The 17,233-nt window shown below is 63.8% G+C and carries 13 protein-coding genes, 1 tRNA gene and 1 pseudogene; 10 read left to right on the top strand and 5 right to left on the bottom strand.

Annotation, left to right across the window (positions count from 1 at the left end):
• Positions 1 to 32: 32 nt before the first annotated feature.
• Together HNS34_RS16590 and hisD are read left to right on the top strand one after the other, a co-directional pair.
• The gene (locus HNS34_RS16590) at positions 33 to 569 is read left to right on the top strand and encodes an ester cyclase (protein WP_172321214.1); all 537 of its coding nucleotides are present in this window, start codon (positions 33 to 35) and stop codon (positions 567 to 569) included.
• A gap of 12 nt (positions 570 to 581) precedes the next feature.
• Positions 582 to 1,913 carry a histidinol dehydrogenase gene (gene hisD, locus HNS34_RS16585; RefSeq protein ID WP_172321213.1) on the top strand — a complete coding sequence of 444 codons (1,332 nt, stop codon included), beginning with the start codon at positions 582 to 584 and terminating at the stop codon, positions 1,911 to 1,913.
• 119 nt (positions 1,914 to 2,032) lie between these two features.
• On the opposite strand, the gene HNS34_RS16580 is transcribed toward hisD, so the two are convergent.
• Positions 2,033 to 3,178, bottom strand: coding sequence for an acyl-CoA dehydrogenase family protein (locus HNS34_RS16580; protein WP_172321212.1), 1,146 nt, complete (start codon positions 3,176 to 3,178; stop codon positions 2,033 to 2,035).
• A gap of 124 nt (positions 3,179 to 3,302) precedes the next feature.
• Between HNS34_RS16580 and hydA the strand changes: the two genes are divergently transcribed.
• From hydA to HNS34_RS16565, 3 genes are read left to right on the top strand one after another with little or no spacing between them, the layout of a single operon-like run.
• On the top strand, positions 3,303 to 4,721 hold the full coding sequence (hydA, locus tag HNS34_RS16575) for a dihydropyrimidinase (RefSeq protein WP_172321211.1): 1,419 nt from the start codon (positions 3,303 to 3,305) through the stop codon (positions 4,719 to 4,721).
• Complete coding sequence (locus HNS34_RS16570; RefSeq protein WP_172321210.1) at positions 4,718 to 5,107, top strand: VOC family protein; 390 nt, start codon at positions 4,718 to 4,720, stop codon at positions 5,105 to 5,107. The genes hydA and HNS34_RS16570 overlap by 4 nt, the downstream gene beginning before the upstream one ends.
• The gene (locus HNS34_RS16565) at positions 5,104 to 5,778 is read left to right on the top strand and encodes an aspartate/glutamate racemase family protein (protein ID WP_172321209.1); all 675 of its coding nucleotides are present in this window, start codon (positions 5,104 to 5,106) and stop codon (positions 5,776 to 5,778) included. Before HNS34_RS16570 ends, HNS34_RS16565 begins: the two co-directional genes overlap by 4 nt.
• A gap of 414 nt (positions 5,779 to 6,192) precedes the next feature.
• Here HNS34_RS16565 and HNS34_RS16560 read toward each other — a convergent pair whose 3' ends face one another.
• Positions 6,193 to 6,669, bottom strand: a complete 477-nt coding sequence (locus HNS34_RS16560; RefSeq protein ID WP_172321208.1) for a GbsR/MarR family transcriptional regulator — start codon at positions 6,667 to 6,669, stop codon at positions 6,193 to 6,195.
• A gap of 94 nt (positions 6,670 to 6,763) precedes the next feature.
• On the opposite strand from HNS34_RS16560, the gene HNS34_RS16555 reads away from it, so the two are divergent.
• The 4 genes and pseudogenes from HNS34_RS16555 to HNS34_RS16540 form a co-directional block, all read left to right on the top strand.
• The gene (locus tag HNS34_RS16555) at positions 6,764 to 7,471 is read left to right on the top strand and encodes an ABC transporter ATP-binding protein (RefSeq protein ID WP_172321244.1); all 708 of its coding nucleotides are present in this window, start codon (positions 6,764 to 6,766) and stop codon (positions 7,469 to 7,471) included.
• Positions 7,465 to 9,831, top strand: coding sequence for an ABC transporter permease (locus tag HNS34_RS16550; RefSeq protein WP_172321207.1), 2,367 nt, complete (start codon positions 7,465 to 7,467; stop codon positions 9,829 to 9,831). Before HNS34_RS16555 ends, HNS34_RS16550 begins: the two co-directional genes overlap by 7 nt.
• A gap of 5 nt (positions 9,832 to 9,836) precedes the next feature.
• A complete protein-coding gene (locus HNS34_RS16545; RefSeq protein WP_172321206.1) occupies positions 9,837 to 11,069 on the top strand; it encodes an efflux RND transporter periplasmic adaptor subunit in 1,233 nt (410 codons plus the stop codon).
• Positions 11,070 to 11,347: 278 nt separating this feature from the next.
• Positions 11,348 to 11,764: pseudogene (locus tag HNS34_RS16540) on the top strand (integrase core domain-containing protein); the annotation flags it as partial.
• A 138-nt stretch (positions 11,765 to 11,902) separates the two neighbouring features.
• On the opposite strand, the gene HNS34_RS16535 reads toward HNS34_RS16540, so the two are convergent.
• The 3 genes from HNS34_RS16535 to pdxR all read right to left on the bottom strand — a co-directional run bounded on the left by HNS34_RS16535 (position 11,903) and on the right by pdxR (position 15,618).
• Positions 11,903 to 11,977 (bottom strand) — tRNA-Phe (locus tag HNS34_RS16535).
• Between the two features lie 184 nt (positions 11,978 to 12,161).
• On the bottom strand, positions 12,162 to 13,937 hold the full coding sequence (gene xsc / locus HNS34_RS16530; RefSeq protein WP_172321205.1) for a sulfoacetaldehyde acetyltransferase: 1,776 nt from the start codon (positions 13,935 to 13,937) through the stop codon (positions 12,162 to 12,164).
• Positions 13,938 to 14,148: 211 nt separating this feature from the next.
• Positions 14,149 to 15,618, bottom strand: a complete 1,470-nt coding sequence (gene pdxR / locus HNS34_RS16525; RefSeq protein WP_172321204.1) for a MocR-like pyridoxine biosynthesis transcription factor PdxR — start codon at positions 15,616 to 15,618, stop codon at positions 14,149 to 14,151.
• 168 nt (positions 15,619 to 15,786) lie between these two features.
• On the opposite strand from pdxR, the gene HNS34_RS16520 reads away from it, so the two are divergent.
• A complete protein-coding gene (locus tag HNS34_RS16520) occupies positions 15,787 to 17,172 on the top strand; it encodes an aminotransferase family protein (RefSeq protein ID WP_172321203.1) in 1,386 nt (461 codons plus the stop codon).
• Positions 17,173 to 17,233 lie beyond the last annotated feature (61 nt).

Genomic DNA, 17,233 nt, shown 5'->3' with positions numbered 1-17,233 from the left:
ACCCCCTAAGGACATTCTGAAAGGAAAGACAGATGAAAGGCTCACGCCCCGAACAGGCCGTGCTCAGCCGGGACACGGATATGAGCAAGACCAATGAAACCCGCGCCGTCATCGAAGGCATGGTGGACGGCCTCAACGATCACCGGATCGCCGATATCGGCGAGTTCTTTTCCGAAAGCTTCCGCTGGATGGGCAACCGGGGCTGCGGCACCAAGACCGGGTTGAGGGAGTTTCAGGACAATTGGCAAAAGCCCTTCCAGGCCGCGTTCTCGGACAAGGTCTGCGTCGATGAGGCGCGGCTCTACATGGGCGAATGGGCGGCGGCCTTCGGACGGCAGGAGGCGACGCATTCCGGACCCTTCATGGGCCTGGCGGCCACGGGCCAGCGCGTCGAGATCCGCTACATGGATTTCTGGAAGGTCGAGAACGGCAAGATCACCGACAACTGGGTTATGGTCGATTTCCCGCATGTCCTGGCGCAATTGGGCGTCGATGTCTTTGACGGCGAGGGTTGGGAAGCCTTCGACCGGGGCGAGAAAACACCGCCGCAGCCGACTGCGGCAGAATGAAGGAAGTGATCAATGACGATTGAATATCTCAAACGCGGCAAGTCTGACGCCGACCGGGCCGAGGATGATGCGAAGACGGCGGCGATTGTCTCGGGCACGCTCAAGGATATCGAGGCGCGCGGCGACGCGGCGGTGCGCGAGTTGGCCAATAAGTTCGACAAGTATGACCGCGAGACCTACCGGTTGAGCGACGACGAGATCGCCGCGATCATCGCCAAGGTCAGCGACCGCGAGATGGCCGATATCCGCTTCGCGCAGGAGCAGGTGCGCAATTTCGCGCAGGCGCAGCGCGACTCGATGCTGGATATCGAGGTCGAGACCCTGCCCGGCGTCATCCTCGGCCACAAGAACATCCCCGTGCAATCGGTGGGCTGCTACGTGCCGGGCGGCAAGTTCCCGATGGTGGCCTCCGCGCATATGTCGGTGGCCACGGCGTCCGTCGCGGGCGTGCCGCGCATTGTTGCCTGCACGCCGCCTTTCAACGGCGAGCCCAACCCGGCGGTGATCGCCGCCATGCATCTGGGCGGCGCGCATGAGATCTACGTGCTCGGCGGCATCCAGGCCGTGGGTGCCATGGCGATCGGCACCGAGAGCATCGACCCGGTGCATCTCCTGGTCGGCCCCGGCAATGCCTTCGTGGCCGAGGCCAAGCGCCAGCTGTTCGGCCGCGTCGGCATCGACCTCTTCGCGGGCCCGACCGAAACCATGGTTATCGCGGATGACACTGCCGCCGATGCCGAGCTGTGCGCCACCGACCTCCTGGGTCAGGCCGAGCATGGTTATAACAGCCCTTGTGTCCTTCTCACCAATTCGCGCAGCCTCGCCGAAGGCACGCTGAAAGAAATCGACCGCATCCTGGAGATCCTGCCGACCGCCGGCACCGCCCGTGTCAGCTGGGAGGAGTATGGCGAAGTGATCGTCTGCGATACTTATGAAGAAATGCTGAAGGTGGCCGACGATATCGCGTCGGAACATGTGCAGGTGATGACCGACCGCGACGACTGGTTCCTGGAGCACATGACCTGCTACGGCGCGCTGTTCCTGGGCGCGCGCACCAACGTCGCCAATGGCGACAAGGTGATCGGCACCAACCACACCCTGCCGACCAAGAAGGCGGGCCGCTACACCGGCGGGCTCTGGGTCGGCAAGTTCCTGAAAACGCACAGCTACCAGAAGATCACCACGGACGAGGCCGCGACCATGATCGGCGAATACGGGAGCCGCCTGTGCATGCTGGAGGGCTTCGTCGGCCATGCCGAGCAATGCAATATCCGCGTGCGCCGCTATGGCGGGGTGAACGTCCCCTACGGCGAGGGCGCGCCGCATCGCGAAGCGGCGGAGTAAGGCCCCGCCCATTTGCCTGATGCGCGACGGGCTGACTTTCTTAGAAGAAAGTCGGGTGATCCTTCGAAGGATCGCCCCTCCGCCGGACCGGCCCCGCGACGGGGTCGCGCCCGCAAGGGTCAGAGCCGCTTGGCCACTTCCTCCAGCATCACCTCGGTCGCGCCGCCACCGATGGATTGCACCCGCGCGTCGCGGGCCATGCGTTCGATGGTCGTGCCGCGCATGTAGCCGGTGCCGCCATGGAACTGCACGCAATCATACATGACCTCGTTGACCAGTTCCCCGCAGAGCGCCTTGAGCATCGAGACCTCCTTGACCACCTCCTCGCCCGCCGCATCGCGGGCCGCCGTGGCATAGACGAAGGCCCGCGCAGCGGCGACGCGGGCCGAGAGCATCGCCAGCCGCTGCCGGATCGCCTGTTTCGACCACAGGGGCGCGCCGAAAGCCGCCCGCGTCTTCACGTAATCCAGCGTCAGGTCCAGTGCCGCCTGTGCCTCGCCCATCGTCATCGCCGCCAGCACGATGCGTTCATTCTGGAAATTCCGCATGATCGCGTAGAACCCCTGCCCCTCCGCGCCCAGAAGGTTTTCGGCAGGCACCCGGCAGTCCTGGAACGACAGCTCGGCCGTGTCCGAGGATCGCCAGCCGGTCTTGTCCAGCACACGGGCGACGGACAGGCCAGGCGTGTCCTTCTCGACCAGGATCATGCTGACCGAGCGGCTGGCCGGGCCGCCGGTCTCGGTCTTGACCGCGACGCAATAAAGATCGGCGTGAACCCCGTTGGTGATGAACATCTTGGACCCGTTCAGCACGAAATCCCCGCCCTCGCGCCGCGCCGTGGTGCGGATGCCCTTCACGTCCGAGCCCGCATCCGGTTCCGTCACCGCGACCGCGACGATCTTGCGGCCCGCGACAACATCGGCCATATGCGCCGCGCGCTGCTCCGGGCTGCCCGCGTTGAACAGGTGCACCGAGGCCATGTCGGTATGCACCAGCGCCGTGATCGCGAAACCCGCATAGGTCGATCGGCCCAGTTCCTCGGCCAGGACCACCGTCGCGCGGGTGTCCATCGCGCTGCCGCCATATTCCTCCGGATAGCGGATGCCCAGAAAGCCAAGCTCTCCCATCTCGCGCAGGATCTCACGGGGGACGCAGCCGTCCTTCTCCCATTGATCGGCGGCAGGGTGGACTTTCTCGGCGACGAAGCGGCGGATCTGGTCGCGCAGCATCTCGTGCTCGTCGTCCAGGAACAGGGGATAGACCATGGCGCGAGCCTCCTTCTCATCTGTCGGCCAGTGTTCTTCGCCATCGCGCGGATGTCGAGCGGTCAAATGCCCCCCTTGACCTTGTCCGGCTGGCATTGCTCACTCGCCCGCGAACGGAGGGGCGATGGCGACAGAGATGGACAGGGTGATCCGCTGCGGGCGGGTCGTGACACCGGACGGGATCATCGACGGCGATGTCGGGATCAGGGACGGCAAGATCGCCGCCATCGGGGGTCGGATCGAGGGCGCTGAGGTGATCGACGCGGGCGGGCACTGGGTGATGCCCGGCGGCGTCGATGTTCATGCCCATATCGAACAGATGTCGGGCATGGGCGTGATGAACGCCGATACGTTCGAGACCGCCACAAGATCCGCGGCCATGGGCGGCACGACCTCCGTGATCTCCTTCGCCGCGCAGGCCAGGGGCGAGCCACTGGCGCAGACCGTGGCGGCCTACCAGGCACGCGCCCGCAGGGGCGCGATGATCGACTACGCCTTTCATATCACGGTGACCGATCCCGCCGTCGCGGGATTTCGCGACGATCTGGCGGCACTGATCAACGCGGGGCATCGCTCGCTCAAACTGTTCACGACCTACAACATCAAGCTGGAGGATGATCAGATCCTCGCCGTCATGTCCGAGGCCCGCGCGCATGGGGCGCTGGTCTGCGTCCATGCCGAAACCGATGCCATCCTGTCCCACGCCAGGGAAAGCCTGATCGCGGCGGGACGGACCCGGCCACGCGATCACGCCGCCTCGCATCCCCGCCTGGCCGAGATCGACGCGGTCGAACGCATGTGCCGCTTCGCCGCCTACCTGGATCAGCCGGTGATGCTGTTCCATATCTCGACCACTGAGGGGGCCGCCGCCATGCGCAAGGCGCGCGCCGAGGGGGCCCCGGTCTGGGCCGAGACCTGCCCGCATTACCTGCTGATGACCGAGGATGTGCTGGACCGTCCGGGGCTGGAAGGGGCGAAATGGATGTGTTCGCCGCCGCAACGCCAGGAGGCCGATCAGCGTGCCTTGTGGCAGGCGCTGGCGCAAGGCGATCTGCAACTCGTCTCCTCCGATCACGCGCCCTACCGCTATGATCAAACCGGCAAGCTCTCGGCAGGGCCGGACGCAAGGTTTCACCAGATCGCCAACGGGTTGCCGGGGCTGGAAACGCGCCTGCCGCTGATGTTCGACGCGATGATGCGCGAGGGCGGCCTGGGGCCGGAGATGTTCGCGCGGCTGATCGCCACGGCCCCGGCGCAGACCTATGGGCTGACCGGCAAGGGCGCGATTTCGGCGGGGATGGATGCCGATATCGTGATCTGGGACGCGGGGAAGAGCGTGACCTACGGCGCGGACGACCTGCATGACAATGTCGGCTATAACCCGTGGGAGGGCCGGACCGTCACAGGCTGGCCAGTTCAGGTGATGCTGCGCGGCAAGACCCTTTGCAAGGGCGGCGCGTTCCACGGCACCCCCGGCGCGGGCCGCTGGATCGACCGGCCCCACCTGGCCACCCGGCCCACGCAATACGAGGAGGAGACATGACCCGACCCGACGCGCCCAATGAACTGGCGATCACCTTCCTCTACTACCGCGACCTGCCCGCCGCGATGGCATTCTACGAGGACGTGCTCGGCCTGCGCCTGACCATCGACCAGGGGTTTTGCAAGATCTACCGCATCTGCCCCGGCGCCCATGTCGGGTTGGTGGATGAGACCAGGGGCATGAACAAATGGACCGCTGAGAAGCCGGTGCAACTCTGCATCCGGGTGGCGGATGTCGATGCCTGGTATGGCTATGCCAAGGCGCAGGCGCTCGACGGGCTGTCGGACCTGTTCGAGAACGACCAGATCGGCATCCGGGCCTTCGTCTTCAACGACCCCGAGGGCTACCAGATCGAGATACAATCGACGACACGGGCGGGCGCATGACCGGATCGCTGATCGTCATCAACCCGAATTCCTCGGAAACCGTGACCCAAGGCATCGACGCGGCGGTCGAGCCCCTGCGCCGCTTCGGGGTGCCGATCCGCTGCCTGACCCTGGCCGAAGGGCCACCCGGCATCGAAAGCCAGCGCCAGGCCGACCTGACCATCGCACCGATGCTGGCCCTTGCCGCCGCCCAGACCGACGCGGCGGGCTTTGTCATCGCCTGTTTCGGCGATCCCGGCCTCCATGCGCTGCGCGACCAGACCGCCCTGCCCGTCCTCGGCATCCAGGAGGCGGCGGTGATGACCGCGCTTACTCTCGGCCAGCGTTTCGGCGTGATCGCGATCCTGCCCGGCTCGATCCCGCGCCACCTGCGCGCCTTCGGATCGATGGGGGTTCTGGACCGGCTGGCGGGTGACCGCGCGCTCGGCCTCGGGGTGGGCGACCTCGCCGATCCGGGCAAGAGCCTCGCCGCGATGATCGCCACCGGCAAGCGCCTGCGCGACGAGGATGGCGCGGATGTCCTGATCATGGGCTGCGCCGGAATGGCCCAGTACCGCGCCACGCTGGAGGCGGAGACCGGCCTGGCGGTGGTCGAACCTTGCCAGGCGGCAGCGGCAACGGCCCTTGGCCGGATCGCGTTGCGGCAGAGCCACCGGCGGGTTGAGACCTGAGCAGCGGCTGGTCGGGACTGTGTGACGCGAAACGGCGGCCAGCACGCTGCAACCGGCCAACACGGGCTGAACCCGAGGTCATTTCTCTCAGGATTTTCCATCCAATCTCCACCGTCCACTGATTTAGATACTCAAGATTTGAACTTGAGTATGGCAACGACCCATCGCTCTTATTGAACGAATGCCTGACCTGCAGGCCTAGGTCTCACCTGGGCAAAGTCGATGACAGCAATCGGCCCAAACCTGCCTTACACCGACCGGTCAAGATGCTGCGGCCGCAGCCCACATTGCGGACATTCGTGCGTGCCGCAGCATTCTCGGAGTATCGACGACCGCTATGCGGGACAAAGCTGCCCTACGCTGTGCCCTCATCAATGACCGCTTTCTTGCGGAACCTTCCAGCCGCGGCCGCGACTACTCGTTGTTTCTGAGCGCCTCGGCGGTCGTTTTCAGTCCGTCATCCATCGCGCGGTAGAAAGCCGCGTAGCTGGCGACGCGCTCTCGCGCACCGGTCTCGGACAAGGGTATTTCGTTTAGGGAGTCTTCGATATCAGCAGCGGCGAGGCGCGCGCGTGCGGCTGACGCCTCCACCATGTTTACAAACGCATTATCGACAACCTGAAAGTAGTCTTGCCGGTCGCCCGGTTTGGCGACACGTTTGATCAGTTGCTGGCTTTCGAGCATGCGAACGCTGGAACTGATACTGCCTCGACTGACTTGCAGGGCCGTCGCAAGCTGCCCGAACGACACCCGCTCGCCATCGTAAAGCAGCATTGCCAGAACGCGGCCCGCAATACGTGGCAGCCCTTCGGATCTCGCGATCATCCCGATTTTCTCGATAAAGTCTGCGCGGGCAGTTTCCACGGATTTCACAGGTTTGGCCTTCGTCACGTCGCGTCTCCAGGGATGGCGAGTTTATAAAAGGCTAGCGTCCCACCACTTAGCTGTCTAGTATGTTCAGAAATAACTGAACGGCTTGCTGATAATGGCGCAGAATGCTTTTTCGACCAGGGGCATCACCAAAGTTTACGGCGAGGGACGCTCCGCCGTGCATGCATTGCGCGGCGTCGATCTGGATATTCCGGAGGGAGAGATCGTTGTGCTGCTTGGGCCATCGGGCAGCGGCAAATCCACCTTGCTCAATATCATTGGCGGGTTGGACCGTGCGACGGCAGGCGATGCCTTCTTTCAGGACCAGAACCTGTCAGAGATGACGGACAGGCAATTGACCCTCTACCGCCGCGATCACGTGGGGTTCGTCTTTCAGTTCTACAACTTGATGCCCAGCCTCACAGCCCGCGAAAACGTGGAGCTTGTGACCGAAATTGCGCGCGACCCGATGGAGCCCGACGCGGCACTGGCCATGGTCGGCCTGCGCGAACGGGTCGATCACTTTCCCGCGCAACTTTCGGGCGGCGAACAGCAGCGCGTGGCGATTGCGCGTGCGGTGGCCAAGAACCCCACGGTGCTGTTCTGTGATGAGCCGACGGGGGCTTTGGACAGCACCACCGGGCGGGCCGTTCTGAACGTGCTCAAGGACGTGAACGAAAAGCTGGGGGCAACGGTGTTGATCGTGACCCACGCGGCGTCTCAGGCGGCGATGGCGGATCGTGTGATCCACTTTGCCGACGGGGGCATCCGCGAAGTGGTGGTCAACGACACCAAGCTCACCCCTGAAGGGATCGAATGGTGAGCCCGCTCGATCATAAAATTCTGCGCGATCTGTGGCGCATGAAGGGGCAGGCTCTCGCCATCGGCATGGTGATCGCCGTGGGCGTCGGCATGTTGGTGATGATGACGGGATTGGTCACATCGCTCAATGAAACCCGCGCCGCCTATTATGAACGCTACCGTCTGGCCGAGGTCTTCGCCCCGGTCACCCGAGCGCCCGACCGCATGGTGACGCGACTGGCCGCGATAGATGGCGTCAGTGCGGTAGAGCCGCGCGTCGTGGGTGCGGCACTGATCGACGTGGCGGATTTTGATCTGCCGGTGCAGGCGCAGGCAGTGTCCCTGCCCGATCTGCGCAATCCCCGTCTGAACGATGTGTTCCTGACCGACGGGCGCATGATCGACAGCGATCACACCGACGAGATACTGTTGCTGGAGGCCTTTGCCCAGGCCCATGACCTTCGCCCCGGCGACCGGATTGACGCCACAATGAACGGCGCGCGACGCAGCTTTCAGGTCGTGGGTCTCGCTCAAGCGCCAGAGTTTCTCTACACCACCGCGCCGGGTGAACTGATCCCCGATGATGCCCGCTTCGGCGTAATCTGGATGAGCCGCTCGGCGCTTGCGGCGGCCTACGACATGGAGGGTGCCTTTAACGAAGCGCTCCTGTCCCTGTCACGCGGCGCAAATGAGGCGGCGGTCATGGATGCCGTCGACCGCATCCTCGACCCTTATGGCGGGACCGGGGCCTATCCGTTGGCCGATCAAGCCTCGAACCAGCTTGTCAGCGAGGAAATCAGTGGGCTGGAGGCGGCGGCGGCGGGCGTGCCGCCCATCTTCCTCGCCGTTGCGGCCTTTCTCCTCTACATCGTGATCAACCGCATGGTGCAGTCCGAACGCGAGGAAATCGGGCTGATGAAAGCTTTTGGGTACACCAACACCGAGGTCGGCGCGCATTACTTCAAGCTCGTCCTTGCCATCGCCATCGGTGGCGCGCTTGCGGGGTGCCTCCTGGGGATCGCGGGCGGACGCGCCCTGATACAGGTCTATGTCGCCTATTTCAAATTTCCCTTTCTTGTCTTCCAGCTTGATCCGGCGTCCTTTGTCACTGGCGTGAGCGTCAGTATCCTCTCGGCTTCTGCCGGGGGTCTGCTGGTTCTGCGCAGTGTCTTCGCCTTGACGCCCGCCTCCGCCATGCGCGCACCGGCCCCTGCCGATTACAGCCGCACCGGGGCCATCGGACACACTCTGAACCGCTTTCTTGATCAACCCTCCCGCATGGTGCTGCGCCGGATCACCCGCCAGCCTGCACGCATGGCAGGTGCGATGATCGGGATCGCCTGTGGCATGGCGCTGAGCGTGTCGATGATCACGATCTATGCGGGCTTTGACCGCACGATCGACCTGACCTTCAACGTCATCGACCGAAGCGACATTGCCGTCAGCTTCACGCATGCCGCGTCGGAGGAGACGATATTCAATCTGCGTCGGATGGAGGGTGTGACATATGTCGAACCCGTGCGCCATGTGCCTGTGGTGTTGCGCAACGGCCTTGCGACCCATCGCGGCGTTGTCGCTGGATTGTCCCCGGACACTCGCCTCAGCCGGGCGCTGGGCAGCGATCTGGTGGACATTCCCTTGCAAAACGGCGGTATCGTGCTGTCCACCGCGTTGGCGGTCAAACTGAACATCCGGCCCGGTGATGTTCTCACCGCCGAGGTGCGCGAAGGCCGCCAGCCCGTGCTGCAAATCCCGGTCACTGCCATCGCCGAAAGCCTGTTGGGTTCCCCGGCCTATATGGACCTTGCCACGCTCAATCGCGCCCTGCGCGAACCAAACCGCGTCTCCGGGGCCTACCTGTCGATAGACGAGGCATACGCGACGGAGATTTACGCAGCCTTGCAAGACATGCCCACCGTTGCTGGCGTCAGCCTCAAGAGCCAGGCAGAAGTCGCGTTCCAGACCCTGATGAACACAGGCGCAGGCGCGATCCGCTACGTGATGGGGGCGATCGCCTTCGTGATCACCTTCGGCATCGTCAACAATGCCGCCCGCATTGCCTATGCCGAGCGCTCCCGCGATCTGGCGAGCCTGCGAGTCATCGGCTTCACCAGGGGCGAGGCTGCCTTCGTGTTGCTGGGCGAGTTGGCCATCGTCACGCTGGTGGCTCTGCCGGTTGGCAGTGTGCTGGGCTATTATCTGTCCTTCGGCATTGCCGCCGGATTTTCGAGTGAGCTTTATCAGATTCCCGCGGTCTTTGACCCCGCGAGCTACGGCTTTGCCGCAATGGTCGTGCTTGGGGCGGCTGTCGCCTCCGGCTGGCTGGTGAAACGAGATGTCGACCGAGCAGAACTCGTCTCGGCCCTGAAAACGAGGGAGTAGCCGTCATGGCCAAAGCAAGAAAACGATCCCGCCTGATCCTGACCACGGCAACTGTGCTGTTGATCATTGGCGCGCTGACCGTCGCTTTCTGGCCCCGTCCGACGATGGTGGACATGGGTGAAGTCACACGGGGCACCATGCAGCTGACCATCGACGAAGAAGGCCGCACCCGGGTGCGCGATGCCTACGTCGTCTCCACTCCGGTCGCAGGCCAGTTGCAGAGGGTCAGCGTCCAGCCCGGTGATCCGGTTGTGCGCGGTGAGACCGTCGTCGCACACATGCGCCCGACGAACCCCGCAGCCCTCGATGTGCGCACGCGCGAACGGGCACAGGCCATTGTGACAGCCGCCGAAGCCGCACTTCGTGTGGCGCGCGCCGAACTGAATGCGGCGCTCGCCAATCGCGACCTGGCCGAGACCGAGTTGGAACGAACGGAACAACTGGTCGAACGCGGCATTCTGAGCCAAGCCGCACTGGACCGCGCCAGCCAGACGGCCCGCGTGGCACAGGCGAATGTCGATACGGCAGAGGCCGCGATTTCGGTGCGCGAAGCAGAGATCACCAATGCCCAGGCCCAATTGATCGGCTTCGACGACCCCCGGCTGGCCGCCGCAATCGGAACAGCCGACGATGATATTCCGCTCTTTGCACCGGCAGACGGCCACATCCTGCGCGTGATGCAGGAAAGCGAAACCTCGCTCCCCGCAGGCGCGCCCATCATGGAAATCGGAAACATCGAAAACGATCTGGAGGTCGTGGTCGAACTTCTCTCGACGGATGCCGTGCAGGTCGCAGTTGGCGATCCAGTGATCATCGCCGATTGGGGCGGCCCGACCGAATTGACCGGCGAAGTGATCCGTGTCGATCCGTTCGGCATCACGCAATTCTCGGCCCTTGGCGTCGAAGAACAACGTGTGAATACCGTCATCGCTTTTGCCAGCCCATCGGAAGACTATGCGGGCCTGGGGCACGGGTTCCGCGTGGAATCGCAGATTATTGTCTGGGAGAGCGAAGACACCCTTATCGTCCCGGCCAGCGCCCTGTTTCGCAGCCGGAACGCCTGGACTGTCTTTGTCGTGGTTGATGGCGTGGCCCGACTCCGCACCATTGAGATAGGTCCCAACAACGGTGTTGAAGCCCAGGTCACCAGTGGATTGGCCGAAAACGACAGAGTGATCCTCTATCCGTCTTCCGGCCTCTCCGAAGGCATGAGCGTCGCGGAAAGGGTCGTGAACTGAGTCGCGGGATTTGACTGCCTGACCGTGTTCTATCGCCGGTTTGTATGACTTGTGGAAAGGCGATGCGTTGTCAGGAGCATCTGAAGCTGACAATCGGAGTTGCAGTTGGAGTTCCCCCGGTTTTGTGGCCGGTAATTGGCTTGGGGATTCCAGCCCTTCAGCAGCGGTCCCTTCGTAAATGATGGGTGACTTATATGAACCGCCCCGGTTTTCCCGGAGGCTGATTACTCCGTTTTCTAAACATAACGGTGGACCAGTTCAGACGGGGCACTCAAGTTGGCATGGTCCACCACAGCGGCAGGGGCTCGCAATACCTGTCCATTGGTTATACCGAGCGATTGGCGGAAGCCGGCATCGAACCCTCGGTGGGCAGCGTCGGCGACAGCTGCGTCAACGCCTTGGCCGAGCCGATCAACGGCTTGTACAAGGCCGAGGTCATTCACCGCCGGGGGCCTTGGCGCAACTTCGAGGCCGTGGAATACGCGACGCTCGAATGGGTGGACTGGTTCAACAACCGCCGTCTCCTCGAGCCGATCGGGAACATCCCGCCCGCAGAAGCCGAGGCCAACTTCTACGCCGCTCTGGAAACTGAACCCATGGCCGCGCAGCTAACCGAAATCAGCCTCCGGCAAACCCGGCGCGGTTCAGGGGCAACAGGTGGTAACCGTCAGACTCGGAACACTAGCTTGGCGTAAGCTAGGTTAGCGAACTCAAAATTATCGGCAGGAAAGGGTGCCGGTACTGTAGCCTGGCAACTATCATTATAGTTGAGAATACGGTAGAGCCTATGGTGAGCCTAAGAAATCGGGATTTCCACTAAGTCTTTGATTTAATGGTGCCCGGGGGCGGAATCGAACCACCGACACGAGGATTTTCAATCCACTGCTCTACCCCTGAGCTACCCGGGCACGGGGACGGCAAATCCTTGCCGTGGGTGGGGGCGTTCTAGGGGGTTCGGGCGGGGCTGTCCATAGGGTTCTTGGAAAAATCTGCGGGCTGCTACCCGCGCTCGATTTCGGTCAGGACAGGCATTCGCGGCCAGCCAATGATCTACCGGGCAACCCTCTGATTGCCCGGAGAATTTCCTGCCAGTCAACCCGCCTTCTGCGGGCGCATGTCGGCCGCATTGATGCCCGCGACCTCGACCGGTTTCTTCATCGCGTCGCGGCGGAACGGGTCGCCCAGTTCCTGGTTGATCATCGCCTCGATCAGCGTCGTCTTGCCCGCCTTCTGATCCTTCAGCGCCTGATCCAGGGCCGCCGTCAGCTCCTCCATCGTGTGGGCCTGCACGCCCTGCAGGCCGCAAGCCTTCGCAATACCCGCGTAACTCACCTTCTCATCCAGTTCGGTGCCGACGAAATTGTCGTCGAACCAGAGCGTCGAGTTGCGCTTTTCCGCCCCCCATTGGTAGTTGCGGAAGACCACCTGCGTCACGGCGGGCCATTCCTCGCGCCCGATGGCGGTCAGTTCCGTCACCGCGATACCGAACGCCCCGTCGCCGGAAAACCCCACCACGGGGGTGTCCGGGCAGGCGATCTTGGCCCCGATCACGGAAGGAAGGCCGTAGCCGCAAGGCCCAAAAAGGCCGGGGGCCAGGTATTTGCGCCCCTCATCAAAGGACGGGTAGGCATTGCCGATGGCGCAGTTGTTGCCGATGTCGCTGCTGATGATCGCCTCCTTCGGCAGGGCCGCCTGGATCGCGCGCCAGGCCATGCGGGGGCTCATCCAGTCGGGCTTGTCGGCGCGGGCGCGTTGGTTCCAGGTGGTGCCTGGGTCGTCCTCCTCGTGATCCATCGAGGAGAGCTGCTGCGCCCAGGCTGACTTGGTCTGCGCGATGGTGGATTTGCGGTCGTCGCGCCCCGCATCGCCTGCGGCATCCGAAAGCTTGTTCAGGATCCCCTCGGCGACCTGTTTCGCGTCACCCACAATGCCCACGGTCACTGTCTTGGTCAGGCCGATCCGGTCGGGGTTGATATCGACCTGGATCACCTTCGCGTCTGTCGGCCAGTAGTCCATGCCATAGCCCGGCAGGGTCGAGAACGGGTTGAGGCGGGTGCCGAGGCAGAGCACCACATCCGCCTGTTTGATCAGCTCCATCGCGGCCTTGGACCCGTTATAGCCGAGCGGCCCGGCAAAGAGGGGGTGCGAGCCGGGGAAGGCGTCATTGTGCTGGTAGCCGACGCAGACCGGGGCATCGAGGCGCTCGGCCAAAGCCCGGCTCGCCGGGATCGCGCCGCCAAGCACCACGCCCGCGCCGTTCAGGATGACGGGGAATGTCGCCTCCGACAGCAGATCGGCGGCGGCCTGCACGGCATCCGCCCCACCCGAGGGGCGCTCGAACTCGACGATGGCGGGCAACTCGATGTCGATCACCTGGGTCCAGAAATCGCGCGGCACGTTGATCTGGGCAGGCGCCGAGGCGCGTTTGGCCTGAAGGATCACCCGGTTCAGCACCTCGGCCATGCGCGCGGGATCGCGCACCTCTTCCTGGTAGGCGACGCAATCGGCGAAGAGGCGCATCTGCTCCATCTCCTGAAAGCCGCCCTGCCCCATCGTCTTGTTCGCGGCCTGCGGCGTGACCAGCAGCAGCGGCGTGTGGTTCCAATAGGCGGTTTTCACGGCGGTGACGAAATTGGTGATGCCCGGCCCGTTCTGCGCGATCATCATGCTCATCTTGCCGGAGGCGCGGGTGTAGCCGTCGGCCATGAACCCGCCCGAGCCTTCATGCGCGCAATCCCAGAACCGGATCCCGGCCTGTCCGAAGATGTCCGAGATCGGCATCATGGCCGAGCCGATAATGCCGAACGCATCCTCGATCCCGTGCATCTGGAGGGTTTTTACAAAGGCTTCTTCGGTGGTCATCTTCATGGGGCGGGACTCCGGCGGGCAGGAAATCGGGGGGTGAGATTTGTGGCGACACTAGCGGGTTGCGGGGGGCCATCGTTAGGGCCAGTTCGGGCGGCCCGATAGGACCAAACCGGCGTGTTTGGGGGGCTTTGCCCCGTCGCCCCCTGGGCGACTCCCCAGGATATTTCCGGAACAAAGAAGCGGGCGGTGGCGCGTTAACCTTGATGGGGCGTTAAGCGGGGCTGGCGCGGATTTCCTCGGCGATGAGGCGGATGCCCTCGGGGATCCGGTCCTCGTGGATCGAGCTGTAGGCCAGGCGGTAATGGCGCGAGGGACCGTGGTCGGGCCCGAAGAACCCGCGGCCCGGTTCGATCACGACCCCGCGCCGGTCGAGGCGGCGGGCAAGGTCTTCGGTGTCGATCCCGGGCGGCGCGATCATCCAGAAGCTCGACCCGCCCTGCCCCGCGATCTCGGCGATGCTCAGCCCCTCGGCGGCAATGGCCTGGTCCATCACCGCGCGGCGGCGCTGATAGGCCTGGCGCATCCGGTTGATCTGCGCGTCGTAATGGCCGAGCGACAGGAAATAGGCGACGGTGCGCTGGATGTGGCCGGGCGGATGGCGCAGCACCAGGCCGCGCAGGCCGCGCGCCTCGCGGATGAACTCCTCCGAGGCCACGACATAGCCAAGGCGCAGGCCGGGAAAGAGCGATTTCGAGAACGAGCCGATATGGATGACGCAGCCGCCCTGGTCCATGGATTTGAGCGAGGGCGACGGGGCCGCCTGGAAGGACAGCTCGAACTCATACTCGTCCTCGACGATGACGAAGCCGCGCGCTTCGGCCAGGCGCAGCAGCTCCTTCCGGCGCTCCAGCGGCATGGTCACATTGGTCGGGCAATGGTGCGAGACGGTGGCGAAGACCACGTCGGTATCGGGCGGCAGCCGGCCCGGCGGCAGGCCCTCAGGCCCGACATCTATCGCGACGGTGCGGCAGCGGGTCTGGCTGAGGATCTCGCGCAGGCCGGGATAGGCGGGGTTCTCCATCGCCGCGACCCGGCGCTGCGTCAGCAGGATCTGTGCCGTCATCCACAGCGCGTTCTGCGCACCCAATGTGATCAGGATCTGATCCTTGCGCGCGGCGATCCCCCGGCGCGGCAGGATATGGCGCTGGATGTATTCCAGCAGCCGCTCATCGTCCTGTTCGTAGTAATCGGCGGTGAGGACGGAAAAATCCTTCTGCCCCAGGGCCTGGAGCGCGCATTGACGCCAGGTCTGATGCGAGAAAAGGCGCGGGTCGGCCTGGCCGTAGATGAAGGGATAGGGGTAGTCCTTCCAATTGGACGGCCGGATCGGCCAACCGGGGCTGACGAACCGCCGCCCGATGGCGCGGGACCAGTCGATGCCGCCTTTCTCGGACCTTGCGGGGGGATCGAAGCTGGCTGGAACCGGCGCGGTTTTCGAGACGAAATAGCCCGAGCGCCCGCGCGAATTCAGGTAATCATCGGCCAGCAATTCGGTATAGGCATTGGTGACGGTGATGCGGCTGATCTGCAGGTGGCGGGCCAGTTTCCGGCTGGAGGGAAGCTTTTCTCCCGGGCGGAAGCGGCCTGATAAAATTCCTTCTGCAACAAGGCGCTGGACCTTCTGTTGCAGGGTTCCTTCGACGTCGGGATCGAGGTAGAAACTGTCCACCGGTATGGGCATGACTGGACTTATGACCCCGCGTGAATTGGACTGCATTCAGCCTTGCCTGCCGGCCCCGCAATTGTCAATATTCTGGCGTTATCGGCACGCCCCCTCTGGCCCTATCTGAAGCCCTGTGAAACCGTCAGACTCCCTGTCAATATGCCTGTTCATCCAGGAGAGAGACTCATGAACACCCCTTTCAGCCCCAATGATCTGACCGCCGTGATCGAGGCCGACCGCGCCCATCTGTGGCACCATTTGATGCAGCACAAGCCCTTGGAAACCAATGACCCGAGGATCATCGTCGAGGGCAAGGGGATGCGGGTCTGGGATGCGACCGGCAAGGAGCATCTCGATGCCGTCTCGGGCGCGGTCTGGACCGTCAATGTGGGCTACGGGCGCGAGCGCATCGCCAAGGCGGTCTATGACCAGCTGGTCAAGATGAACTATTTCGCCAATTCGGCGGGCTCCATTCCGGGCTCGATCTTTGCCGAGATGCTGATCGAGAAGATGCCGGGGATGAGCCGGGTCTATTATACCAATTCCGGTTCGGAGGCGAATGAGAAGGCGTTCAAGATGGTCCGCCAGATCGCGCATAAGCGCCATGGCGGCAAGAAGCACAAGATCCTCTACCGCGACCGCGACTATCACGGGTCCACCCTGGCGGCGATGTCGGCAGGCGGCCAGGATGAACGCAATGCGCAATACGGTCCCTTCGCGCCCGGCTTCGTGCGCGTGCCGCATTGCATGGAATACCGCGCGCAATGGGACCTGTCGGGTGAGGAATACGGGGCGAAAGCCGCTGATGCCATTGAAGAAACCATCCTGCGCGAGGGCCCCGATACGGTTGGTGCGCTCTGCCTTGAGCCGGTGACGGCGGGCGGCGGTGTCATCACGCCGCCCGAGGGCTACTGGCCCCGCGTGCAGGAGATCTGCCGCAAATACGATGTGCTTCTGCATATCGACGAGGTGGTCTGCGGCGTCGGGCGCACCGGCACCTGGTTCGGCTATCAGCATTACGGGGTGGAGCCCGATTTCGTCACCATGGCCAAGGGCGTTGCCTCGGGCTACGCCGCGATTGCCTGCATGGTGACGACGGAAGAGGTGTTTGCCATGTTCAAGGACGATGCCTCCGATCCGCTGAACTATTTCCGCGACATCTCGACCTTCGGTGGCTGCACGGCGGGGCCTGCGGCGGCGATCGAGAACATGAAGATCATCGAGGAGGAAGGCCTCCTGGAGAACACCACGCGCATGGGCGAGCGGATGCTGGACAACCTGCACGCGCTGGCGGAAAAGCACGCCGTGATTGGCGATGTGCGGGGCAAGGGGTTGTTTCTGGGCGCGGAACTGGTCAGCGACCGGACGTCCAAGGAGCCCTGCGCCGAGAAGGACGTGCAGGCCGTGGTGGCCGATTGCATGGCGCAAGGCGTCATCATCGGGGCGACCAACCGGTCGGTGCCCGGCTTCAACAACACGCTGTGCTTCAGCCCGGCCCTGATCGCGACGGCGGATGATATCGACGAAATCACGCAAGCCGTGGACAAGGCGTTAACCAAGGTCTTCGGCTAGGTGCGGGTGATCTCGATCTGAATTCGGGGGGGAACGCCCTCAAGCTGCGTGTACACCCCCC

Source organism: Alterinioella nitratireducens (assembly GCF_013155465.1).
GTDB lineage: Bacteria > Pseudomonadota > Alphaproteobacteria > Rhodobacterales > Rhodobacteraceae > Alterinioella > Alterinioella nitratireducens.
This window is presented reverse-complemented; position numbering and strand designations above follow the sequence as displayed.